Source organism: Natrinema sp. LJW11, assembly GCF_056135975.1.
The window spans coordinates 439,024-461,287 of the sequence record NZ_JBWBDM010000003.1 but is presented as its reverse complement, the minus strand read 5'-3'; the positions used below and the strand labels follow the sequence as shown (position 1 = coordinate 461,287).

Below are 22,264 nucleotides of genomic sequence, written 5' to 3'. Positions count from 1 at the left end.
CCGCCAGGGGGACGCCGACCGTCACGGACCCGCAGCGGATCCGAGAAATCGACCCGTTTTTACTCGAGACCCTCGAAACGCCGTCCGTGCGCGAGTTCTCCGAATCCTACCTCACTCGGACCCGCGAGGGGATGTGGGCCGATTCCCGCGACGCGCTCGAGCCGCTCGCCCTCGACTCTCGCGACCGAATCCTCGACGTGGGCTGTGGGACCGGCGAGTTGAGCCGCGTCCTCGCGGCGGAGTCGCCGGGCGAGGTGATCGGCTGCGACGCGGATTCCGACCTGCTCGCGGCCGCGAGCGAGCACGTTCCTACCGTCACCGGCGACGCCCTCCGCCTGCCGTTTCCCGACGACACCTTCGACCTGGTGGTCTGTCAAGCGCTCCTGATCAATCTCCCCGATCCGACGGCCGCGCTCGAGGAGTTCGCCCGCGTCTCGACGGACCTCGTCGCGGCCGTCGAACCCGACAACGCCGCGGTCGAGATCGACTCGAGCGTCGACGCGGAAGGCCGACTCGAGCGACGGGCGCGGCGGGCCTACCTCGAGGGCGTGGACACGGACGTAGCGCTCGGGGCCGGCGCTCGCGACGCGTTCGAGACGGCGGGGCTCGAGGTGCTCGCAACTCGCCGGTACGACCACGTTCGAACGGTCGAACCGCCGTACAGCGACGGCGCGCTGACGGCGGCCCGCCGGAAGGCGACCGGTGACGGCCTGGCCGACGACCGGGAGACCATCCTCTCGGGGGCGGTGACCGAGTCGGAGTACGACGACCTCCGCAGTTCGTGGCGGGAGATGGGGCGAACCGTCGTCGAGCAGATGGGTGCGAAGGAGTATCGCCGCGCGGAAACGGTCCCGTTTTTCGTCACCGTCGGGCGGGTCGCCGAGAGGAGTCACTGAAACGAGTTACAACCGATCGCAACGCCATCGTGCGAGCGGGTGTGCAGTGACTGAGTGCTACTATCGTTCAGTTCCGAGAGAGTGAGACGAGCGCCAGCGGCGTCGGGCCACCGCTCACCACGGGAGAACCGCCCGCAGCCCGCTGCCGACCAGTCCGCCGACGAACCCGTCGATTGCGGTCAGCACCGAGAAGGCGAGCACGATCAGAACGACGCTCGGCAGTCCGAGTCCCGTGAGCATCGGGCTGATCGGACCGATGGACTCGAGCACGAGCAGCGGCGGCTCGTTGTACAGTCCGAGAAGCGTTCCGAGGAACGCCGTCACCGTTCCCGCGACGCCACCGACGATCGCGCTCGCGATCACCGCGTGACCGATGCCGGAGACGATCCGACCGACGGCGTACGCGGCGATGAATCCGGCGACGACGCCGCCGCCGAGACGAGTGAGCAGCGGGACCATCAGTCCGGTGAGATTGACGAGAACGCCGACGGTGGCAGCGCCGACGATGATCCACGTGTCGACCGCCTCGATCGACGGGTCGTCCGCTTCGACGCCGAACGTTTCGTATTCACTCATCTCTCACTCTCACCACGGTTCTGAACTGCGTTTTTCGATTGCGTGCGTCTGCATACTAGCTCAGCGGCTCCGTCGTCTCTTCGGTCGTTTCTCGAGGTAATTCGGTCGATTCCTCGGCCGTTTTCTCGACGTAGTCCCCCGTTTCGGTGGCCGTTTCTTCGACGTGATCACCGGTCTCATTGACGGTCTCCGTCGTCTGATTGACCGTCTCTTCGGTCGATTCGACGAGCTGTTCGTCCGTCTCGTTCGGTTCGCTGGTAACCGTTTCCGTCACGTTTTCGGTGGTGTTCTCGACGTGTGAAACGGTCTCGTTAACCGTTCCCTCGGTGTGGTCGACGGTGTCGTCGACCGTCTCCTCAGTGTGATCGACGGTGTCGCCGACCGTCTCTTCGGTCCGATCGAGCGAGTCGTCGACCGTTCCAGTGGTCCCATCGAGGGGATCATCGGGTTCGTCGACCGGTTCGGTCACGGCGTCGTCGTCCCGTCCGTCAGTCTCGTTCGACTCGTTTTCGGTGTCGTCGTTTCCGGTGTCGTCCGACGTCTCATCGGGTCTATCCGATCCGTCGGGCCAGTTTTCGGAGTTGCCGGTCTCATCGCCGTCCGGCGTCCCGTCGGTTTCGTCGTTCGCCCCGCCGCTCTCGTTTGCGGATGCGCTCCCGTTGGCGGGCGCGTCGAATATCGCAGCCTCGGGGATATCCGTGCTCGAGCCCGTTTCGACCGAGTAGCCGCTCGTCGAGAGCCCCCGCACGGCGATCGAGCGAGCGTCGACGACGACGTCGCTCCGGTCGGCGGTGACGCACTCGCCGACCTCGGAGAGGTTGTTTATCCCCTCGTTTTGCCGGTCGGTCCGCAACACGATGGTCGCCTCCGGTTGCGTCTGCTCGAGTTCGACCCGTCTGTTCTCGTCGAGATAGATGGTGATGTCCTCGTACGCGTCGTTCCGGACGACCACCCGATTGGTATCCGACGAGAGCTGCTGGACGCAGACGGTAGCACCGTCGATCACGCCGAGTTCGACCGTGGAGAGGCTGTCGGCTTCCTGCGCGGCCGCCGGGAGTGCACCGATTCCGGTCGCGACACTCCCGACGACGACGACCAGCACGACGACGAGCGGACGAACTCGGCTCATGAATCGGGCCGGTCCACCGGTCGCGTCCGCGTTGGTTGTAGTGCCGTCGGTCGTGCCGGTATCATTCGTCGGCACTCGATCGAGCGTTGGTTTCGGCGCTCTCGCGGAGCCGCGCGCTCGCTTTCCCGACGACGCGTCCGACTCGGCTTCGCAATCGCGCGACGGCCCGGTCGACCGTGCTCGGTTCCGCCAGGGTTTCGTCGGCAACGTCGTCGCGGGGTTTCCACGCGATGCAGAGGTTCCCGCCGAGGATGCCCAGAAGCATCCCCACGAACAGCCCGCCGAGCGAACCGAACAGCGAGAAGATCGACAGCACGACGCCGATCACGCCGATCTCGTGGGATTTCGACGGGCTGTACAGCGCGTACGCGCCCGTCAGAAAGACGAACACGCCGATCAGGGCGCCGATAGTGAGAAAGCCCGCCATCTCTCCGCCGATGAAGATGAGATCGGGCAGTATCTGCATCGGTACCCAGGTGATGAGAATCCCTGCTAAACAGAGCAGGACACCGCCCATGAACGGGCGTCGCGTCCGCCAGTCGTTGAACCGGTTCCATCGGCTCCCGATCGACCCGGTCGTCCGCTTCCACCGGCTCTCAAATCGGTCGGGGTCAGTTTCGGAGTCGTTCTGGCTGTTTTGGGTTGCCATTGGAAATCACCCGCTCGAGTTGTATTCGACGCCGACGTCGAGGCCGGGGAGGGTGATCTCGTTCGACGCGAGGTACACCATCTCGATTTCGACGTCTTCTTGCACCATTCCGGGTCCTTCTCCGTTGATGTCGGTGAGTCGCCCTTGTTCGGGGTCGGCGTTCTCACCGGCCGTCTGTTCGAACTGCTGTTCCGGATCGTCGCTGGCCTGGGCGTTGATGACCTGGCCGTTGAATTCAGCGTTCTCCGCGTCCAACCCTGTGAGTTTGATGTACTGCTCGTCCGCCGTGACCGTCTCGTCGGCGGTGAACGAGATCTCCATCGTCCCGTCCATCATGGGCACTTCCTGCTCTCTCGTCAGCACCAGGCCGTCGATTTCGACGCCGCGTTGCTCGACGACCGCAACCGGCGTCTCTCCTTGATCGTTTTCACCGGCGCTGGGGTAGAGGAGGAACTCGTCGGATCTGATCTCGTCGGCCTCGACGGTGAACCCGCTGCCGCTCGCCAGTGGCGCGGCGTAGGCCGTTCCCGACGAGAGGACGATCATTCCCACTAACGCGACGACCAAGAACGATGCGCCGGTCCCACCCAATAGTCGTTTCTTATTGTACATATTACACCCTTTTATCGGTCAGTATTTCTGCGGCTTCGCGCTTATTCGCCGGAATCGGGCCCGAATCGTCCGCATATCGGCCGAGTCGGTGTTGCATTGTGAGTGACACAGGAACACACCCAACACGATTTGTAATCATTTTACCTCCTCGTATGCGGGGGAGTTTATACGAGATTCGGCCACAACTATTATATATCTGAGAAGACCTCAACCGCGTTGCAGCTCTTCGTTGCGGTCTCGACGGGCCGAGAGAAAAGCGAGTGACACCGTTCGTGAGTGAGACGGTATAAAGCGGCGTGGAAACGCGGGAGAAGGACTATCGGAGAGAACGGCCCGCCTCAGAGCATGCAAACGCAACGGTTCGAGGCCGACGAAATCGTCGACTTTTACAACGAGACCGCGTGGGAGTATCGCGTCTTCTGGAGCACCACTAACCTCCACTACGGCTTTTACGACGACGAATCCACGACACACCGAGAAGCCATGACGAACTCCAATCGCGTCTACGCCGACACGCTCGAGGTCGACGAGACGGACACGGTGTTGGATATCGGGACGGGGCGCGGGGGATTCCCGACGCACGTCGCGGCCGAACGCGGGGCCGAGGTCCACGGCATCGACATCGATCCGCTGCACGTCAGCGAAGCCCGGACGAACGCCCGCGAGCGCGGGGTTTCCGAGTCGACCGAGTTCAGCGTCGGGGACTACCACGACATTCCGTACCCGGACGATACGTTCGACGCGGTCTCGGGTATCGAAACGGTCTGTCACTCGGAGCGCAAGGAACGGGTCCTCGAGGAGATTCGTCGCGTCCTCGCGCCGGGCGGCCGTCTCATGATCGCCGACGGCTTCAGGAGTCGAACCGCGCTGACCGACCCGGAGGCGGAGAAGCTTCGAACGGTCCTCGACGGCTGGGCCGTTCCCGACTTCGCGCACATCAGCGAGTTTCGGGAGACCCTCGCGGAACTCGGATTCACGGACGTGACGTTCGACGACCACTACGAGCAGATCATTCCGTCGTCGCGACGCCAGTGGTTGCTCTCACTGGCCGTCACGCCCCTCCTCAGGATGGCGGCCGCGCTCGGCCTCAAGAGCGAGTCGTCCGTCGAGCAGGGCGTGACGCTCTACCATCAGTACGAGATCATCGAGCGCGGAATCGCAGTCCACGGCAACTTCACCGCCGAACTTCCCGAGTAGCGTCTCCGATGTCATCCCCAGTGATCTATCGCCGATTTCGAGCTGAGCACTGTCATCGACGGCAGACGGCAGTCTCGGAGCGCGAACCGACCGATGGATCCCCTCGCTTCGCAACGCCACTGACAAACGGTAGCAAGAAGTATGTTCACATTGAGGGGGCGGTCGTGCGATGAGATACGCAAAATGCATCATCATTCCCGACGACGAGGGATTACATCCCGTCGATACGCGGATCGCGGACCATCCCGAGGTCTCGCGCGAACTCCTTCACAACGTCAACCTCCTCGCCGACGAGACGATCGTCACGATCTATCAATTCGCGGGCGACCGGGACGCCCTCGAGACGATTCTGGAAGACTCGCCGATGGTGCGCAAGTACCAGCTCTCGGGCGTCGACGACGAGATCCACGCCTACATCCACGTCGAGGCTCACGAGCGACTCGTCGGCCTGTTGAGTATGCTCAAGGAGTTCGAGTTCATCTTCGATACGCCCCTCGAGTTCACGCGCCGCGGCGGCTTGCGCGTCACGATGATCGGCGACGTCGGGAGCTTCCAGGACGCCATTCCGGACGTTCCCGACGGAATCAGGCTCAAGCTCCTCAAGACCGGTGAGTACGAACCGAACACGGATCGCCTGTTCTCCCAGCTCACCGAGCGCCAACAGGAGATCCTCCAGACCGCCGTCGATATGGGCTACTACAACGTGCCTCGAGCGGTGACCCACGAGGATATCGGCGACGAACTCGGCTGCACCGGTGGGACGGTCGGCGGCCACCTGCGGAAGATCGAGTCCAAAATTCTCGCACAGATCATTCCGTGACGACTGCGGTCACGCCGGCGCAGTGCGAGCAGTGTCGGCTGTGACTGGTGCAGTACGAGCAATGCCGGCTGTGACTGGTGCAGTGTGAGCGGAGTGAACGGCCGTTTTTCTCGCGGAACCGTGTTCGTGCGGTTGTGGTACGTCGTCGTGGCGATCCATCGCAGGCAGTCTCGAGCACCGACAGCGACCGATCCGGTCACCGATCTCGCGGGATCGGCGGCTCGACAACGATGTCAATCGGGCGTTGGAGCGGCGGCCGGCTAGAAACTGAAGAGGTCGACGCCGCCGGTCACGCCGACGACCTGCCCCGTGACGTATTCGGCCTGTTCGGAGCAGAGATACGCGATCAGGTTCGCGACGTCTTCCTCCCGTCCCAGCCGTCGCATCGGCGTGGCCTTCGCGATCCGGGCGAAGTGCTCGTCGACCCCCTCTAACTGGTCGATCGGCAGGTCCGCGAGCGCGCCGACGACGATGCTCGGCGCGACGACGTTGCTCGTGATACCGTGCTGGGCACCCTCGAGGGCGAGCGTCTTGCCGAAGCCGATCAGCGCCGACTTCGTCGCGCTGTAGGAGGCCTGCCCAAACCCACCGTACCAGCCGGCCATCGACGACATGGTGATGATCCGGCCCCACTCCCGCTCTTTCATTCCGGGGTAGACCGCGCGGGTGACGTTGTAGGTCCCCGTCAGGTTGACCGCGACGTCGCGATCCCAGATCTCGTCGTCGAACTCCTCGATCCTGTCGCGGGCGTCGACCAGCCCCGCGTTGTTGATCAACACGTCGATGCCGCCGACGTCCTCGTCGATCGCCGAAACCGTCTCCGCGACAGCGTCGCGATCGGTCAGGTCGCACTCGAGCGCGCGGGCCGTTCCGCCCGCGTCCTCGATGTCGTCGACGACCGTTTCGGCGGCGTCGATGTCGACGTCCAGCGCGATCACGTCGGTGCCTTCCGCGGCGAGTACCTCGCAGTCGACGCTGCCGATCCGACCGCCCGCCCCCGTGACGAGCGCGGTCTTGTCGTCCAGTCCGAAGTCCATGCGCCGAGAGTGGCCGGCGACGACGAAGGACGTTGCTCGACGGATCGCAGGTCGTTTATATGGTCGCCGGGCCCGTTCCGGCGTCTCGATCGCGGTTCGCCCGCTGTCTCAGTAGACGACCCGACGCACGGAAGTCGCGAGTCCATCGGTGTCGACCTTTAATTCCCCCGGATGGCAGTGGGTATCCTTTAGCGAATCTGGAGCGGTAACGAGAACGAATGTCCCGAGACGCGACACTCTGGTCGACCGCCTACGAACGGTTCGGCATTCCCGAGACGCTCGAGCCCTATCCCGACGAACCGGTCCACCGATTCCTCGAGAACGCCGCGGCTGACCACCCGGAACAGGGGATCGTCCAGTACGGCGAGCGGTACAGCTATCCGGAGCTACTCGCGGACGTCGAACGACTGGCGACGGCGCTGCGCGAGCGCGGCGTCGAGAAGGGCAGCCGGGTCGCGACGATCCTGCCGACGTCCGTCCAGTTCGTCGTCGCCTCGAACGCCATCTCGCGGGCCGGCGGCGTCCACATTCCGAACGACTTCCTCGACGCCGAGGAGTCGCTCGCCTACCGGCTCGAGCAGGGCGACCCGGAGGTCCTGATCGGCCACGACGAACACCTCGAGCTGGTGCGCTCGCTCGCGGACGACCTCGACCTGGACGATGTCATCCTCACGTCGCTGGACGACTACTCGGCGGACCCGCCGGCCGACCACGAGCCGGTCGACGGAGCCGAGTGGCTGCCGGCGGTCATCGAAGCGGCCGAGCGATCGCCGCCGGACGTCGACTTCGACGTCGAGACGGACGTTCACACGCTGCTGTTCACCGGCGGCACGACCGGCCTCCCGAAGGGGTGTCTGCTGACCCACCGCAACCTCGTGGCCAACGCGTTACAGGGCGTCGCCGCGCAGTCCCAACTCGCCGAGATGATGCGCGGGAGCGAGGCGGCGGTGATGGCGCTGCCGATGTATCACTCGTACGGTTACTCGATCACCAACAGTCTGCTCGAGCTCGCGCTCGACCTCCTGGTCGTTCCCGATGCGCGGAACACGGCACAGATGAGCGACCTGGTCGAGACGCACGATCCGCTGATCATGTTCGGGGTTCCGACCCAGTTCATGGAACTCGTCGACGAGGAGCTGTCGGCGGAGGTGCTCGGCATCTCCGGCTCCGCACCCCTCGCGAGCGAGACGAAATCGGAGTTCGAGCGCGAGTCCGGCGGCGTCTCTCAGGGGTACGGGCTCTCCGAGATGTCCCCGATCACGCACTTCAACATCCACGGCGTCCACGGGTTCCTGACCGGCTCGTCGGACGACGACGGCCTCGAGCAGCCGACCATCGGCATCCCTGTCCCGGACACGGACGTCAAACTCCGCGACGTCGACACCGGCGAGGCGATCCCGCTCGAGGCGGCCGCGGCCGACGGACTCGAGGGCGAGATGCTGGTGAACGGCCCCCAGCGGATGAAGGGATACCTCGACGAGGATAGGGATCCCTTCGACGACGAGGGGTACGTCGCCACCGGCGACATCGCGAAAGTCGATTCGGCGGGGCGGTTCTACGTCGTCGACCGCGTCAAGCACATGATCAACGTCTCGGGGCTGAAGGTCTACTCCGAAGAGGTCGACGAGGTCCTGTACGGTCTCGAGGGGGTCAAACGACCCGCGACGGTCGGCGTCCCCGATCCGGAGCGGCCGGGCAGCGAACGGGTCCGGATCTTCATCGAACCGAAACCGGACGCCGACCTGACCGAGGCGGACGTGATCGATCACCTCGAGGGGAACGTGCCACAGCACGCGATGCCCTCGAGGGTGACGTTCGTCGAGTCGATTCCGCTGACCGACATCGAGAAGACGGACAAGGAGGCGCTTCGCGAGCGCGCGACGGCGGAGCCGGCCGACTGATCCGTTTCGTCGCGTCGATCGCGTCGAATACGAGCGGGTCGCCGCCCGCTCACCCGTCGGCTCGCTCTGTGCGCAGATCGACGACGTCCAAAAATAGCGCGTTCGAGGACCGGTATCCTCAATTCGACCGACGGCGCTCGGCTATCGGTTTAGCCGGCGAGCCAGATGATGGCCCCGACTGCGATCAGTGCGAGGCCCGCGGTCGACGTGATCGGTTCCGGGAAGACAAAGAGCACGACCCCGGCGGCGACGAGCAGCGCACCGAGTCCGTACTTCGCTCTGGCTCGATCGAACCAGCTCCCCGACTCGTCCCGGGTCGGCTCTGCCGACCGTCCTCTCGCTCGGTCCAACATACTTCTCGAGTCGTCCTGCGTCGGCTCTGCCGATCGGCCCCTCGCTCGGTCGAGCAGGCCTCTCGAGTCGTCCTGCGTCGACTCCTCAGATCCTCCTCTCACTCGGTCGACGAGGCTTCTCGAATCGTCTTCGGTTCGCTCGGTTTGGTTTCGTCTCATACATCTATCTTCCGTGTCACGTGGGAACTGCAGCGTGCTTTCCAGTGCGTGCCTTTGAAATTCACACCGATAGATAGGATTCCATAGCGCTCTATACTGGTGCGTTTCAGCGAAAATTCACCGGTCATCGGCATGATCGTATAGTGATGACGTTTCCCCATGTCCGCAACGACTATGAATAGCAAAACTGACAGATAACGGATCGTCTACTGAATACAATGCTCGAACTAGCGGAGACGCCGGTCAGGAATCGTCTGCATCGGAACGGGCTGACACGCTCCCCATTCTGAAGGAGAGACACGTGACTCGAGTCGGTATCGATCCGGCGACCGTCACGGGAGAGAATATAAACCTCCGCGTATTCCACGGATCACACTGTTCGTCGGTTGTTCCCTATTCACGGGTAGCGGGACCCGCCCATCCGGCGGGCCCGAACCGATAAGCCATGACGAACGACGAACTCATTCAGGAGATCGACGCATCGCTCGAGAAGTCGAACGACGAACTCGAAGACGACCTGCCGGCGCTGCTCGGCGAGATGGAGGGGCAGACCGAGGAACTCGTCCGCGAATACCCCGAGACGTTCGGCCGCGTGGTGCAGCGAATGGAGTCGATGGACATCGCGTCGTTCGTCTCCGAGAACCCCGACACCGCCGACCAGTTCCAGGAACTGCTCTGGGCCGGCATGAACGTCCTCGTCGAGACCTCGCCCGAGGTCCGCGAGAGCATCGACGAGGACATCACCGTCAACTTCGAGGCCGACGACTGCCCGATGGAGGGCCACCTCGAGGTCGACGAGGACGCGCAGACGATGCGCGGCGGCGCGGGCAAACTCGACGATCCGATGCTCGAGATCACCGGCCCGGCGGACACGCTCGTCGGCCTCATCGTCGGCAGCGTCGATCCGATTCAGGGCTTCATGAAGCAGAAGTACGAGATGGACGGCCCGGTGCAGAAGGGGACGCGCCTCGCGCCGATCATGAACTCGCTGTCCGAACAGGTCCCCGCGGAGTCATAGAATGCGACTGACCGAGGACCAGACGGCGTTTCGCGACGATCTCCGGGCGTACCTCGAGTCCGAGATCGAACCGATCGTCGACGAGGCGGATCGCAACGGCCCGATGACGCGCGACGACCTCGTGGGCTACCTCGACGGGTTGCACGAGCTCGGGATCGGCTTCACCCCCGACACCGTCGACCGGTACTTCGGCGACGTCTGGCGGTTCGTCATCGCCTCGGAGGAGATCAGCCGCGTGTGGCCGAGCCTGAACGTCGCGCTTCAGATGTCGTTCCCGTCGCTGTTCGTCCGCTTCGCAGCCGACGAGACGCGACAGGCCATGCTCCCGAAACTCGAGGAGAATCGCTGTCTCGGCTGTCTCGCGGTGACCGAACCCGAGGGCGGCAGCGACACGGCCCACCCGAACACCGTCGCGCGCAAGGACGGCGAGGAGTTCGTGCTCAACGGCGAGAAGGTGTGGGTCGGCAACGCCCAGATCGCCGACGTCGCGCTCGTCATCGCCCACGATGCATCCGAGGACGCCCAGGACATGTTCCTGGTCGACCGGGCGAACGCCGACTTCGAGACCGAGGAGATGAACAAACTCGGCTGGAAGGGCGTCCCGAACGGTCGAATGGTCTTCGACGACGTGCGCGTCCCGGTCGAGAACCGGTTCTCGACAATCTTCGGCGACGCGATCGCCGACGGCCACGACATCCACGATATCGTCCCGTTCCCCGAGAACGTCAGTCAGCTGTTCTTCGAGCACAAGCCGCTCAACGTCATGTTCTCGTTCATGCGAACGGGGATGGCGTTCATGGCGGTCGGGATCATGGAGGCGGCGTTCGAGGACGCGCTGGAGTACGCCCGAGAGCGCGAGACGTTCGGCGAACCGATCGGCCAGCACCAGCTGGTCCAGGAGAAGCTCTACGACGTTCGGACGTCGATCGAGGCCTCGCGCGGCCTCTCCCGCAGCGCCGCCGAAGCGCTCGTCGACGGGGATCCGGACGCTCGACTCCTCTCCTCGCTCGCGAAGGGGTACGCCTGCGAGCAGTCGATCGACGCGACCAGCGACGCGCTCCAGGTGCTCGGGGCAGCGGGACTCGACCTCGAGAACCGCATGGAGCGCTACTATCGGGACGCCCGCGTGATGACGATCCCGGACGGAACCACCGAAATCCAGAAGCTCATCGTCGGCAAGGAGCTGACCGGGATGAGCGCCTACTGAGCGGTCGGCTCGCTCGCGCTTCGGGTCCGATCGGTTTTTCGGTTCCGATCGATTTTCTCGAGCTCGTCCGGTTTCCTCGGTCTCGCCGGTTTCCTCAGCCCGTCTGCTGCGCTGTCGCGAGCCGCGCGGACCCGCATACGGACCGTTGTCAGTCGGTTCCGGCGCAACCGCGGATCGTCCCGCGATTGCTTCGGGAAACCGTTACGACGGACCGTCTCAGTCGTCGGATCGAACGACGATCCGATCGTTCACCGTTTCGATGTTGCTGACGGGGATTCGCAGCCGACCGGCGTCGTCAGCTCGGCTGGCGAGCACCGACGACGGGCCGCTGTCGGAGTCGACGACGAGCTCGCGGAGGGAGCCGGATTCGGGGTCCATCGTGACGGTAGCGAGCGTCCCGTAGTCGGTGCCGTCGATTCCGACGATCGGTTTGCCGCTGAGACTTCGCACGAATAGTTCGCTCATACAGTTTCGGCCCACATCCCGTAGTAAATGATTTTGGTCGCCCATTCGAGAAACTCAGTTCAGATGGGATGTCCGCCGACCGACGCCTGACGGTATAAATCACCGCGGATACGCGGAAGAAGGCTGAGGCACGTCACCGATGATCGATGGATACGCATCGACGATGGCAGATTCCAACGCCAGTACCGGACCCGACGCCGGCTCGAACGCCGACCCCGACGAGCCGTCGTCCCGCCTCGCGCCGACTTCGCTCATCGAGACGATCGAGTCCCTCGAGTTCGACGTGCGAGAGATCGAAGCCGCCATCGCGGGCGGACTCGCCGGCGGCTTTCAGGCCGCGCTGGTGATCCAGTTGTACGATACCGACGCGATCAAGCGGATCGGTGCGGTCTTCGGGAGGGCGACCATTGACGGCGGCTGGCTCGGAATGTTCGCGCTCGGAGTCCTGTTCGCGCTGCCGTTCAGCGTCTTCGTCTCGAGTTCGATCGACGCCTTCGTCTCGAAGGTCATGCTGCTCTCGAGTCGCAACGACGCGCTCCAGAAACTCCTCGTTCCGCTGCTCAAGCGATCCGCGCTCACGACGACGACGCTCGCGCTCGGCAACGGCTACGGGGTCGCCGTGGGCGTGGTCCTTTCCCTGTTCGCGTTGCCAATCTGGCTGACGGTCGCGATGGGTGTGCCGATGGCCATTCCCAACGTCACCGTCGGCGGCTTCGTCGGCGTCGTCGCGTGGACCCTCTACGGCGGGACGCTCGGACTGGTGTACGGACTGATCCTCGAGTACTGACGGAACCACCGGTCGAACGGCCGCCGGACAGCCGACGGTAAACGGGGTATCGATACCAATTCGATTCGGCACCGTACTTTCTTCTCGATAGACTCGAATGGATACGCCCATGAATTGGGCCAGAGTCGCGGGTGCCGGTTTGTTTGCCGTCGGATTGACCGGGTACGTCGTCGGGATCTACGTCGAGTACCCCGGGCGGGCGTTTTCGATCACGGCGACCATCGTCGGCGTCGCCCTCGTCGCGATCGCGGGACGGTCCGACTCGGGAGAGCGCGTATGAGTCTCGACGCGATGGTGTATACGGCCGACGGCGCGGAGCAGTACGACGATCTGGCGACCGCGATCGAGACGCCGGGAGAAACGTGGATACACGCTGCCGACCCCGCGCCGAGCGAGATGGATGCGCTCGCGGAGCGCTTCGACATTCACCAGTTGGCCATCGAAGACGTGCTCGAGGGGGGGACGCGACCGAAGACCGAGGAGTACGAGACGCACACGTTCGTGTTGCTGAAGACCGTCCGGCTCAGTCAGCGCGACGATGTCGCGTTCCACAAGGAGGTACAGACGAACCCCGTCGGCTTCTTTATCGGTACCGACTGGGTGGTAACGATGTCGACGGCCGACGTCGAGCTCGTCGACCCCTCGGCGTCCCGGTGGGCGAAGAACGGTCGCCGGTTCGCCGACCGGGGGACCGACTTCCTCGTCTACCGGATCATGGACGCCATCGTCGACGACTACTTCGGTCTCCTCGACGAGATCGAAGACGATATCGAAGCGGTCGAAGAGCGCGTGCTCGACGAGCCGGACCCCCAGCTGTTAGCGACGCTGAACGACGTCCGGCGGGACCTCCTCGCCTTCCGAAAAGTCGCCTGGCCCGCTCGAGAGGCGATCTCCTTCCTCTCTCGCGGCGACGTTCCCCAGATCGCCGATCAAAACGAGAAGTACTTCCGGGACGTCTACGACCACCTCGTGCAGGTCGTCGACCTCATCGAGACGTACCGCGACCTCACCGGCGGATCGCGGGACATCTACCTCAACACCGTCTCGCAGTCGACCAACGACGTGATGAAGACGCTGACGGTCGTCGCGACGATCTTCATCCCGCTGACGTTCGTCGCCGGCGTCTACGGCATGAACTTCGCCGAGACGCCCCTGGCCATGCCCGAACTGTACTGGACGTACGGCTATCCGGCGACGATGCTCGGAATGGGAATACTCGCCGTGTTGATGCTCGTCCACTTCCGCCGACAGGAGTGGCTTTGAGACGGTCTGCTGTCCCGATGTCCCGGCGCGACCGCAGGCCGGATCGGGGTCGCGACGGAACTGACTGCTAGCAGACCGTCTGAATCGGTCGCCGGGAGACGGTCGAGGTCGGAGCGAAAGGGTGCGTAGTCGTGGACGGAACGGAGACGATTCGCCGCGCTCGAGCGATCGCGAACGCGGCCGCCACCGGATCGCCGCCGATCGGTGGCTGACAGACCGTTCGTCACCGGGGGTGCGTTCAGAAGATGAAACGGGAGTCGACGTCGGCGGACACCTCGGCGAGGTCGACCGCCGCGTCGGAGTACTGCAGGATCTTCTGCATGTCGCCGTCGATCTCGAAGTCGCCGGACATCAGCATGTCGATGACGCCGCCCTCGCCGCGGACGAGCGTCTTCCACTGCTCGAAGTCGCCGACGAGGCGGAACCCGTACTCCCGCTCGTCGAGGTCGGTGATCGTGTCCACCTCCCGGCACTCGCCGTCGTAGAGGTCGAGATACGAGTACACGGTGCCGTCGTCGGCGATGTTCTCCTCGAGTTGCGTGATCAGTTCGGCGAGGAGGTCGGGGAGTTCCGCCCGCAGTTCCGGCCAGGTGCGGTCGGGAATCTCCGCCATCGTCGTCTCCAGGACCTCCTCGGTGACCCGTTCCTCGAGCGGCCCGCTACGGGACTCGATGCGCTCGCGGGCCTCGGCCGGTGCTCCCTCGAGAATCGCCTCGAGTTCGCCCTCCGAGAGCCCCGAGAGTTCGTCCTCGACCGCGTCGACGATCTCCGGCGGCAGGTCGGCGACCGCGTTGCTCTCGAGGGGGACGCCCTCGATCTGGAAGATGAACGAGCCGTCGAAGTCGACGCCCCAGCCCGCCGAGTGCTCCGCGTACTCGTCGCTTTCGTTGATCGCGTCTCGATACGCCTCGAGCCACGGTGCGGTCGGGAAATACTGTTCGATCGGTCGGAGTCGTTGCGTGCTCATGTGTGGCCACCGGGCCGCGACGGACCCGATATAGAACTGTGCACAGTGTGAACGCCTGTTGTGATTGCTCCGCGTATCCGAGGGGGTTTATCAGCCAGTCGGGGACGCTCGAGATGAGCCGCTCGCTGCCGTCCGTCCCCGGTCGGCGAATTTCGGTCGCCATAGTAGCCACTGACCTCCGCGTCCGTCGATCGGTTCCCGTGCGAACTCCTCGCACATATATCGCCTCGGATTCGCGGACGAACGCTGAAGCCGCCGAATCCCGTCCGTGAACCCATGACTGACTGGTTTCCGTCCAGAGAGTGGTTGGAGAGTTACCGCGCAAATCTGAACGAGGACGACGCGTATGCGGCCGAGAGCGACGGCTGGGGCGTCGATTTCGACGGCGACTTCCGGTTCGTCCTGACGCGACTCCCGCTCGAGGAGACCGCGCTCGGGGACCTCCCCGACGAGCTGACCGCCGACCTCTACGACCGGATCGACGCGCTCCCGGACGACGAGTTCGACCGGCTGCGGGAGACCGCGACGCCGGCCTTCGAAGCGCGACTCGAGTCGGCTGAGAACGGGGGTAACGACGGCGACCGAGAGCGGTTCCGGCGGGCCCTCTCGGGCGTCGCGCTCGCCGACGTTCCCGACGTGGCCTGGCCGGCGCTCGAGGACCGGATCCGGGGCGACCTCGACTCGCTGCTCGCGCAACTGGAGACGTACGTCGTCGACGATTCGCGGGTCCACGCGCACCTCGAACTGGAAGACGGCGTCTGTCGGCGGGCGCAACTCGTCGAAGAGCCGTCGGCGCGGGATGTAGGATTCGAACTCGAGGCCCCCTACGAGACCTGGACGGACCTCCTCGAGGGCGCGGACGTGATCGAGTCGGTGATGTCCAACGAGATGTCGCTCGAGGGAAGCGTGACGCGGGTCATCCACTACGGCGACGCCGCGGCGGCGATGGGCGACGTCGCCGGCGAGACCGACGCGCGATACCTGTTCTGATACGGTCTGCTGTCAGTCATTTCCGGCGCGACCGCGATCCGGTCTGCGGTCGCGCCGGTAAATCGTTACAGCAGACCGTCTGAGCGGATCGGTCGAGCGCGGAGTCCCGGCGTGACTTCAACTGCCGGTTATTCGAACGAGTACGCTCATTGTCGACACCGGCGATCTACGCTTGTGTCACAAGTTACCACGACAGACGGGTTTCGGGCGGAACGGATCGACACCGAGAGCAAGTGGTACGACCTCTTCCAGAAGGGGGTCGAACTCGGCACGTGGAACGTCGAGAAGCTCTTCGAGGAGGTCGGCTTCGAGGAGGACCGCGAGATCTGGCGCTCGCTCGAGCCCGTCGAACGGAAGCAGATCCGGTATCTGGTATCGGGCTTTCTCGACGGCGAGTTCGCGGTCGGCGAGGACGCGAGTCACCATCTCCAGCGCATCATGGGTGCGCCGTGTTTCGACGACAACGAGGAGATGGAGATGTACATGACGATGTTCACGCTGACCGAACACAAGCACACCCAGTTCCTCGACGTCTACATGCACGAGGTGATGGGCGAGCAGGACGTGTTCGCCGACCTGAATCCGAAACGCGGCGGCGCTCGCGTCCCCATCGTGCAGGCGACCGGACTCGGCGAGATCTTCGATCGGCAGGGACAGCTGACCGCCAGAGCGGCCCACTCGCAGGACCCCGTCGACATCGCGAAGGCGCTGACGGTGTACCACATGATCGTGGAGGGGCTGCTCGCCCGCGGCGGCTTCTACGCGATCAACAAACTCTCGCAGAACGCCCCGTTACCGCTGTTGAATCACGGGTTCAAGTTCATCAGCACCGACGAAGGGCGCCACATGACTCACGGCGTCGAGGCGTTAGGCGAACTGCTCGAGAAGGAACGCGCCGGCGAGCCCGAGTTTCAGGGCGTCGGCCGGGCCATCGAGGACGTCCTCTACGAGAACGTGGCGTCGGTCGCGGACTTCGGCTACATGTTCACGGACGCCGTCGGCGACCCCCTCGAGATCGATTTCGACGACCTCCTGATGCGGGTGGGCCACCTCATCGACGGCCAGTTCAACGAGACGCTGGCCCTCGACATCGATCACCGGAAGATCATCGGGCTCGTCGCCGACCGCCACGAGGAGTGTCTCGAGACGGACATCGACGAGGAGGTCCGGGAGTACCAGGAGGTCTACCAGCGCAAACGCGGCGTCGCGGCGGACGGAGGGCGATAGGATGACGGACGACGCCGAGACGACGACCGATTCCGGCGCATCGACCGAGACCGAACTGGAGGAACTGTCCCGCGGCGCGGAGTTCACCGCCTCGGAGGACGAGGTAATCGACGCGATCGAGGACGCCGCCGACGAACTCGGCCAGAGCTTCGAGACGGTGCGCGATAACGTCGCCTACATCATGGACTCGACGTTCGAGGAGGAGGGCGTCAGCACGTCGTTCAACGAGAGCATCAGCGGTGCCAGCCTCGAGCACGACGAGGTCGGCACCGGCGACCCGCGTCTGGAAGCGCTGGAACTGTACAAGCTCCGCCAGCGGATCTAGATGTACGAGATCACGTTCCACCTCGAGGACGGGACGGAGACCGTCGCGGTCGGCCCGGACGAGTACGTCCTCGACGCGGCCGAGCGCGCCGGCCTCGAGCTGCCCCACTCCTGTCGAAACGGGATGTGCACCTCCTGTGCGGGCGAGTTGCTCGAGGGCGAACTCGACGGGCGCGAGGGGACGGCGCTCACCCCCGAACAGGCGGACGACGGCTACGTGCTGCTGTGCTGTTCGTACCCGCGAGCGGACAGCGAGATCCGGGTCGGCGAGCGGGTGCAAGACGACCTGCTCGGGCTCGACGCGCTGTGAGCTGGAACCGGTTCTAACTGCGGCCGCTTTTTCGGGTGCGTCTGGTGCGATCCGAGCGATTACATTTCCGTGGAGAAGCGGTGACGGCGCGCCACTACAGCAGGCGACCGGGCCGAAGAAAGGCGTCGCTTCCGATACGAGTTAGTCCGCGGGATGGACGTCAGTCACCGTCCCCACGCCCTTACTGCGGCCCTCGCGGAAGACGAACTTCTGGCCCTCCTCGACGAGGTACGGGCGGAACTTGAACCGGACGGTGGTCTCGCCCGTATCGCCCGGCAGGAGCCGGCCGTTTTCGGGGTAGAAGGTCGCGGCCTCGCCGATCGTCTCGAGGTGAACCACCGGTTCGTACCCCTCGCCGATTCGGGTGGGGTGATTGAGCACCATGACTTCGGCCTCGAACTCCCGGACGGGTTTCGGATCGGTATCACGGGGCAGGAGGACCATGCCGCGCTCGATCGCGCTTTCCTTGATCCCCTTGAGTGCGATGCCGACGATTCGGCCCGCCTGGGCCGTGTCGACCCGGTGGTAGTGCATCTCGATCGAGCGAACCTCGACCTCCTGGAACCGGCCGTCGGCCATCGGGCCGAGCAGGAGCTCGTCGCCGGCCTCGACCTCGCCGGCCATGACGGTGCCGGAGGCGACCGCGCCGACCCCCGTGACCGAGTAGCTTCGGTCGACGTACATCCGGAACTCGCCGGCGTCCTGGGACGTCTTCGGGAGCCGATCGAACAGTTCGTCCAGCGTCTCGAGGCCCTCCATCGTGATCGCGCTGGTTTCGACGATGGGAACGACGCGCTCGCTGACCTCTTCGACGGCGGCGTCGACGCCGTGGCGGGCGACCCGCAGCGGCGACTTGTCGACCTCACGCAGGAGTCGCTCGACCTCGCGTTCGACTTCCTCGATGCGCTCCTCGTCGACCGTGTCGGTCTTCGTGATCGCGACGATCGTCGGAAGGTCCGTGGCGAGCAAGACGCCGAGGTGTTCGCGGGTCGTCCGGGTCGGCCCGTCGTCGGCGTCGACGACCAGCAGGCCGTAGTCGAGCTTCTGCCCGACGAGACCGCGGATCGTCGTCCGGAGCCAGGGCTCGTGACCGACGGTGTCGACGAAGGACACGAGCCGATCGGCCTCCTGGACGACTTCGGCGCGGTCGGCCTTGCGGTTCGGGTTCCGCACTCGAACGGGTCCGTCGTCGTCGTCGAAGCCGTAGACGGCGTAGGAGAGATCGGCCGAGAGGCCCCGCTCGACCTCGTGGGGTTGCACGTCGAGGAACGCGCGCGTTGCACCGTCTCCGTCGTCGGGCTTGCCCGTTACGAGCGACCCTACCAGGGTGCTCTTTCCGTGGTCGACGTGGCCCGCCGTCCCGACGACGACGTGTTCGTCGTCCGTCTCGAGGACGCTCCCTTCCCGAACCTGAGCGACGCCGACGATGCCACGATCGGACGCCTCCGACGACCGATCTGCTTCGGACTCGATCGAGTCCGAAACCCCGTTGATCCCCCAGGTCTGGACGTCTTCGATGTGCGCGTCGGCCTCCTCGGCCAGCAGCGAGAGGACGTCCATCGTCTCGGAGAAGGTGTCGGGATCGATCCCGGCGAGTCCGCCGTCGTCCGTGACGCCGACGACGTACGTCGCTTCGCCGTCGCCCGAAAGGAGTCGGTGTCGGAGTTGCGCGGCCAGGCTCTCCCGCCGTCCACCCTCGAGGTGGACGTCTCGCGACAGTCGTTCCTTGAACTCGACGTTGCCACCGTCCTGTTCGCCACGGTCCAGGGCTCGCTCGAGGAGAGCCCGGTCACGGCTCATACCCCCTGGTAGCCGGGCACACGGCAAAAGCCTTCCCGTACATTGACAATATATGTCATGGTATTACCGTCGAGTCGGCGAAAACTACGCCGGCAGGTATTCGCACTCCCCGAAAGCGTCCGAGCTGTCGCGTGACCGCGCGGCCGGGCCGAACGTGCCGGGGCCGCTTTCAAGCCCCTCGAGTCCGTAGCTCGAGCCATGAGTGTCAGTGGCCTCTGTCAGATCTGTGAATCCCGTCCGGCACAGGAGCGGTGTTCCAACTGCGGGACGCTCGCGTGTGAGGTTCACTACGAGGACAGCATGGAGTTGTGTGCCGACTGCGCCTCGCAGGCCCAGCCGGGGCCCGGGAACGACGACGTGGAGATCAACCGGCTCTGACCCGACCGGCGAAACCGAGGGCAGCCATCCCGTGACCTCGATACGAGACCTGCTCGGCGAGTCACTCGGCGTCGGCGAGCGGTTTCGCTGCCGGCTCGAGGAGCGCGACGGAACCCTCGTCGCCGACCATCCGAACGACGCCAGTCCGATGGACATCGCCGTCGTCGAGGGACTGGATGGTCTCGAGGAGCGGCCGCCGGCGGAGCCGGTCGCGGTGGAAGTCGTCGCTCGAGTGGTCGACGGTCGGATCGCGGGGCGGGTAGTCGATGCCGATCCGGACCACCGGTAGAACGCCGGCGAGACGGCGACGGATCGCTACTCGCCTCGGTACCAACGGACTGCTACTCGCCTCGGTATTGATTGAGCCGCTTTTTGAGTCGCTTCGCGGCTTGCCCGCTGGCGGTCGCGAAATCCTCACCGCGATCCTCGCCCGCGAAAATGATGCCGCGCGAGGAGTTGACCAGTCCGACGCCGTCGGCCAGCCCGTACTCGATCGCCGCTTCGGCGTCGCCGCCCTGCGCCCCGATTCCGGGGACGAGGAAGGGGAGATCCGGCACCTGTTCGCGGAGGTCCTCGAGCTCCTCGGGCTGGGTCGCGCCGACGACGAGCCCGACGTTGTCGTTCTCGTTCCAGAGATCCGCCAGCGCGGCCACGCGCTCGTAGACGGACTCGCCGGTCTCGAGGTCGAGATCCTGCAGATCCGCGCCGCCGGGGTTCGAGGTCCGACAGAGGACGAAGACGCCGGCCTCCTCGTTCGCCAGGAACGGCTGCAGCGAATCGCGCCCCATGTAGGGGTTGACGGTGATCGCGTCGACGGTCTCGAGCAGCCCCGCGTACTGCCGCGTCGTGTTTCCGATATCGGCGCGCTTGGCGTCGAGCAAGACGGGAACGCCCTTCCCGTGGGCGTAGGCGACGGTCTCCTCGAGAGCGCGCCAGCCGTCGGGGTCCTCGTAGAAGGCGGCGTTCGGCTTGAAGACCGCGGCGTGCTCGTGGGTCGCGTCGATGATGCGCCGGTTGAACGCCCACCTGGGGAGGTCGTGTTCGTGGAGGTGATCCGGAATGCGCGACTGGTCGGGATCGAGGCCGACCGAGACGACGCTGTCGACCGTTCGGATACGGTCGTGCAAGCGATCGAAGAAGTTCATGCCGAGAGTGGTTCCGCGATAGTCGAAAAGGTTACTATACGCACCCATCGACCGGCAACGAATCGGTATGGGTGTCGATCGGCCCGACAGCGGACGAGCAGTGGCGTGCCACGCTACACCGAACCGTTCCAAATACTTTAGACATCAGCTACTTCGTTCGTATAATCGTTTGCCACTGTATGGGAATACGACAAAACGCGACGTCTGTCTCGCAGCGACTTCGCGACCGAGTCCGATCGACGCTGACGAACGAGACGAAGACAGCGGTCGACGAGAGCGATCACGGGGGAGGGGACAGCGTCTCGAGTCGGTTCGGCAATCTCTTCCACTGCTCGCGGTGTGGCGACGTCTACATCGCCACCGAGAAACGCGTCTGCTCGGGCTGTGACGAGGAGGTCGAACAGGTCAGCTCGACGCTGGCCTGCAACGGCCGCTAACGGCCCCGGACTTCCGGTCTCGATCGCTCGGATTCGCGCTTCGTTTTCGTTACGCCTCGAGCACTTCGATCAGGTTCCCCTCGGGATCTCGCAGGAACATGATCGTCGTCCCGCTCTCGGTCGTTCGGGGCTCGCTGAGCGTCGGCACGTCCTCGGGGAGCGCCTCGGCGAAGGACTCGAGGTCCTCGACCGAGAGGCCGACGTGTGATGCGCCCGGCTGATTGAGCCCCGCCGGCGGGGACTCCCTCGCTTCGGGCTCGTACTCGACGAGTTCGATTCGGGTGCCGTCGGCCTCGAGATGTGCGAACGCCGCGCTCGCATCCTCGACGCCGACGGCGTCGGAGAACGCCTCGCCGCCGACGCTGAATCGGTCGGCGAGCGGGAGCCCGAGCACGTCGCGGTAGAACGCGAGCGTCTCCTCGAGGTCGGCGACGGTGATCCCGACGTGGTGTGCGCTGAGAGCTGCCATGTGTCGGGCGTGTGTTCGCGGGAGAAAAACGCTTCCGTCTGTGCGGCCTCACGCCCGGCGGCCCGTCGGGACTCTCCGGCGGTTACGAATCGATTCGTGGGAGTCGCGACCGGATCGACGAGTCGAATCCCGATCGACGGTGGTTCGG

The 22,264-nt window shown here is 64.8% G+C and carries 27 protein-coding genes; 16 read left to right on the top strand and 11 right to left on the bottom strand.

Annotation, left to right across the window (positions count from 1 at the left end; translation table 11 throughout):
- Positions 1-86 precede the first annotated feature (86 nt).
- Positions 87-896 (top strand): class I SAM-dependent methyltransferase, encoded by an 810-nt coding sequence (locus AC0QDI_RS11340; protein WP_474668165.1) that lies wholly within the window; start codon positions 87-89, stop codon positions 894-896.
- A 114-nt stretch (positions 897-1,010) separates the two neighbouring features.
- Here the strand turns inward: AC0QDI_RS11340 and AC0QDI_RS11335 are convergent, their stop codons facing one another.
- From AC0QDI_RS11335 to AC0QDI_RS11320, 4 genes are all read right to left on the bottom strand, one after another.
- Positions 1,011-1,472 carry a hypothetical protein gene (locus AC0QDI_RS11335; protein ID WP_474668163.1) on the bottom strand — a complete coding sequence of 154 codons (462 nt, stop codon included), beginning with the start codon at positions 1,470-1,472 and terminating at the stop codon, positions 1,011-1,013.
- A gap of 55 nt (positions 1,473-1,527) precedes the next feature.
- The gene (locus tag AC0QDI_RS11330; RefSeq protein WP_474668161.1) at positions 1,528-2,601 is read right to left on the bottom strand and encodes a hypothetical protein; all 1,074 of its coding nucleotides are present in this window, start codon (positions 2,599-2,601) and stop codon (positions 1,528-1,530) included.
- Positions 2,602-2,662: 61 nt separating this feature from the next.
- Complete coding sequence (locus AC0QDI_RS11325; protein WP_474668159.1) at positions 2,663-3,250, bottom strand: DUF6114 domain-containing protein; 588 nt, start codon at positions 3,248-3,250, stop codon at positions 2,663-2,665.
- Between the two features lie 6 nt (positions 3,251-3,256).
- Positions 3,257-3,862 (bottom strand): DUF6230 family protein, encoded by a 606-nt coding sequence (locus AC0QDI_RS11320; RefSeq protein WP_474668157.1) that lies wholly within the window; start codon positions 3,860-3,862, stop codon positions 3,257-3,259.
- Between the two features lie 345 nt (positions 3,863-4,207).
- Here AC0QDI_RS11320 and AC0QDI_RS11315 point away from each other — a divergent pair, with 345 nt between their 5' ends.
- Positions 4,208-5,059 (top strand): SAM-dependent methyltransferase, encoded by an 852-nt coding sequence (locus tag AC0QDI_RS11315; protein ID WP_474668155.1) that lies wholly within the window; start codon positions 4,208-4,210, stop codon positions 5,057-5,059.
- 169 nt (positions 5,060-5,228) lie between these two features.
- On the top strand, positions 5,229-5,879 hold the full coding sequence (locus tag AC0QDI_RS11310; protein WP_474668153.1) for a helix-turn-helix domain-containing protein: 651 nt from the start codon (positions 5,229-5,231) through the stop codon (positions 5,877-5,879).
- Positions 5,880-6,139: 260 nt separating this feature from the next.
- Here AC0QDI_RS11310 and AC0QDI_RS11305 read toward each other — a convergent pair whose 3' ends face one another.
- Positions 6,140-6,916, bottom strand: a complete 777-nt coding sequence (locus AC0QDI_RS11305; protein ID WP_474668151.1) for an SDR family NAD(P)-dependent oxidoreductase — start codon at positions 6,914-6,916, stop codon at positions 6,140-6,142.
- A 218-nt stretch (positions 6,917-7,134) separates the two neighbouring features.
- Here AC0QDI_RS11305 and AC0QDI_RS11300 point away from each other — a divergent pair, with 218 nt between their 5' ends.
- Positions 7,135-8,817, top strand: coding sequence for an AMP-binding protein (locus AC0QDI_RS11300; protein WP_474668149.1), 1,683 nt, complete (start codon positions 7,135-7,137; stop codon positions 8,815-8,817).
- Positions 8,818-8,966: 149 nt separating this feature from the next.
- Here AC0QDI_RS11300 and AC0QDI_RS11295 read toward each other — a convergent pair whose 3' ends face one another.
- Complete coding sequence (locus AC0QDI_RS11295) at positions 8,967-9,170, bottom strand: hypothetical protein (RefSeq protein WP_474668147.1); 204 nt, start codon at positions 9,168-9,170, stop codon at positions 8,967-8,969.
- A 604-nt stretch (positions 9,171-9,774) separates the two neighbouring features.
- Here AC0QDI_RS11295 and AC0QDI_RS11290 point away from each other — a divergent pair.
- Both AC0QDI_RS11290 and AC0QDI_RS11285 read left to right on the top strand, forming a co-directional pair.
- Positions 9,775-10,347 carry an SCP2 sterol-binding domain-containing protein gene (locus AC0QDI_RS11290; RefSeq protein WP_474668145.1) on the top strand — a complete coding sequence of 191 codons (573 nt, stop codon included), beginning with the start codon at positions 9,775-9,777 and terminating at the stop codon, positions 10,345-10,347.
- Between the two features lies 1 nt (position 10,348).
- Positions 10,349-11,554 carry an acyl-CoA dehydrogenase family protein gene (locus tag AC0QDI_RS11285; protein WP_474668143.1) on the top strand — a complete coding sequence of 402 codons (1,206 nt, stop codon included), beginning with the start codon at positions 10,349-10,351 and terminating at the stop codon, positions 11,552-11,554.
- Between the two features lie 216 nt (positions 11,555-11,770).
- On the opposite strand, the gene AC0QDI_RS11280 is transcribed toward AC0QDI_RS11285, so the two are convergent.
- Positions 11,771-12,019 (bottom strand): PRC-barrel domain-containing protein, encoded by a 249-nt coding sequence (locus tag AC0QDI_RS11280; RefSeq protein ID WP_474668141.1) that lies wholly within the window; start codon positions 12,017-12,019, stop codon positions 11,771-11,773.
- Positions 12,020-12,182: 163 nt separating this feature from the next.
- Between AC0QDI_RS11280 and AC0QDI_RS11275 the strand changes: the two genes are divergently transcribed.
- The 3 genes from AC0QDI_RS11275 to corA all read left to right on the top strand — a co-directional run bounded on the left by AC0QDI_RS11275 (position 12,183) and on the right by corA (position 14,069).
- Positions 12,183-12,806 carry a hypothetical protein gene (locus AC0QDI_RS11275; protein WP_474668139.1) on the top strand — a complete coding sequence of 208 codons (624 nt, stop codon included), beginning with the start codon at positions 12,183-12,185 and terminating at the stop codon, positions 12,804-12,806.
- A 109-nt stretch (positions 12,807-12,915) separates the two neighbouring features.
- Positions 12,916-13,086 carry a hypothetical protein gene (locus AC0QDI_RS11270; RefSeq protein WP_474668137.1) on the top strand — a complete coding sequence of 57 codons (171 nt, stop codon included), beginning with the start codon at positions 12,916-12,918 and terminating at the stop codon, positions 13,084-13,086.
- Positions 13,083-14,069, top strand: coding sequence for a magnesium/cobalt transporter CorA (corA, locus tag AC0QDI_RS11265; RefSeq protein WP_474668135.1), 987 nt, complete (start codon positions 13,083-13,085; stop codon positions 14,067-14,069). Before AC0QDI_RS11270 ends, corA begins: the two co-directional genes overlap by 4 nt.
- Positions 14,070-14,307: 238 nt before the next feature.
- Here corA and AC0QDI_RS11260 read toward each other — a convergent pair whose 3' ends face one another.
- Positions 14,308-15,036: an SCP2 sterol-binding domain-containing protein gene (locus AC0QDI_RS11260; RefSeq protein WP_474668133.1), complete on the bottom strand. Its 729-nt coding sequence runs from the start codon at positions 15,034-15,036 to the stop codon at positions 14,308-14,310.
- 276 nt (positions 15,037-15,312) lie between these two features.
- Between AC0QDI_RS11260 and AC0QDI_RS11255 the strand changes: the two genes are divergently transcribed.
- The 4 genes from AC0QDI_RS11255 to AC0QDI_RS11240 all read left to right on the top strand — a co-directional run bounded on the left by AC0QDI_RS11255 (position 15,313) and on the right by AC0QDI_RS11240 (position 17,887).
- Positions 15,313-16,026 carry a sterol carrier protein gene (locus AC0QDI_RS11255; RefSeq protein ID WP_474668131.1) on the top strand — a complete coding sequence of 238 codons (714 nt, stop codon included), beginning with the start codon at positions 15,313-15,315 and terminating at the stop codon, positions 16,024-16,026.
- A gap of 174 nt (positions 16,027-16,200) precedes the next feature.
- A complete protein-coding gene (locus AC0QDI_RS11250) occupies positions 16,201-17,253 on the top strand; it encodes a ribonucleotide-diphosphate reductase subunit beta (protein WP_474668129.1) in 1,053 nt (350 codons plus the stop codon).
- Between the two features lies 1 nt (position 17,254).
- Complete coding sequence (locus AC0QDI_RS11245) at positions 17,255-17,578, top strand: hypothetical protein (RefSeq protein WP_474668127.1); 324 nt, start codon at positions 17,255-17,257, stop codon at positions 17,576-17,578.
- Positions 17,579-17,887, top strand: coding sequence for a 2Fe-2S iron-sulfur cluster-binding protein (locus tag AC0QDI_RS11240; protein ID WP_474668125.1), 309 nt, complete (start codon positions 17,579-17,581; stop codon positions 17,885-17,887). It begins immediately after the preceding gene.
- Positions 17,888-18,028: 141 nt separating this feature from the next.
- On the opposite strand, the gene AC0QDI_RS11235 is transcribed toward AC0QDI_RS11240, so the two are convergent.
- Positions 18,029-19,687: a GTPBP1 family GTP-binding protein gene (locus AC0QDI_RS11235; RefSeq protein ID WP_474668123.1), complete on the bottom strand. Its 1,659-nt coding sequence runs from the start codon at positions 19,685-19,687 to the stop codon at positions 18,029-18,031.
- A gap of 198 nt (positions 19,688-19,885) precedes the next feature.
- Here AC0QDI_RS11235 and AC0QDI_RS11230 point away from each other — a divergent pair, with 198 nt between their 5' ends.
- Positions 19,886-20,065, top strand: a complete 180-nt coding sequence (locus AC0QDI_RS11230) for a hypothetical protein (RefSeq protein ID WP_180842386.1) — start codon at positions 19,886-19,888, stop codon at positions 20,063-20,065.
- Between the two features lie 31 nt (positions 20,066-20,096).
- On the top strand, positions 20,097-20,354 hold the full coding sequence (locus AC0QDI_RS11225; protein ID WP_474668121.1) for a hypothetical protein: 258 nt from the start codon (positions 20,097-20,099) through the stop codon (positions 20,352-20,354).
- A gap of 52 nt (positions 20,355-20,406) precedes the next feature.
- On the opposite strand, the gene pyrF is transcribed toward AC0QDI_RS11225, so the two are convergent.
- Positions 20,407-21,210: an orotidine-5'-phosphate decarboxylase gene (gene pyrF / locus AC0QDI_RS11220; protein ID WP_474668119.1), complete on the bottom strand. Its 804-nt coding sequence runs from the start codon at positions 21,208-21,210 to the stop codon at positions 20,407-20,409.
- A gap of 179 nt (positions 21,211-21,389) precedes the next feature.
- Here pyrF and AC0QDI_RS11215 point away from each other — a divergent pair, with 179 nt between their 5' ends.
- Positions 21,390-21,647, top strand: coding sequence for a hypothetical protein (locus AC0QDI_RS11215; protein WP_474668117.1), 258 nt, complete (start codon positions 21,390-21,392; stop codon positions 21,645-21,647).
- A gap of 49 nt (positions 21,648-21,696) precedes the next feature.
- On the opposite strand, the gene AC0QDI_RS11210 is transcribed toward AC0QDI_RS11215, so the two are convergent.
- Complete coding sequence (locus tag AC0QDI_RS11210) at positions 21,697-22,116, bottom strand: VOC family protein (protein WP_474668115.1); 420 nt, start codon at positions 22,114-22,116, stop codon at positions 21,697-21,699.
- Between the last annotated feature and the right edge of the window lie 148 nt (positions 22,117-22,264).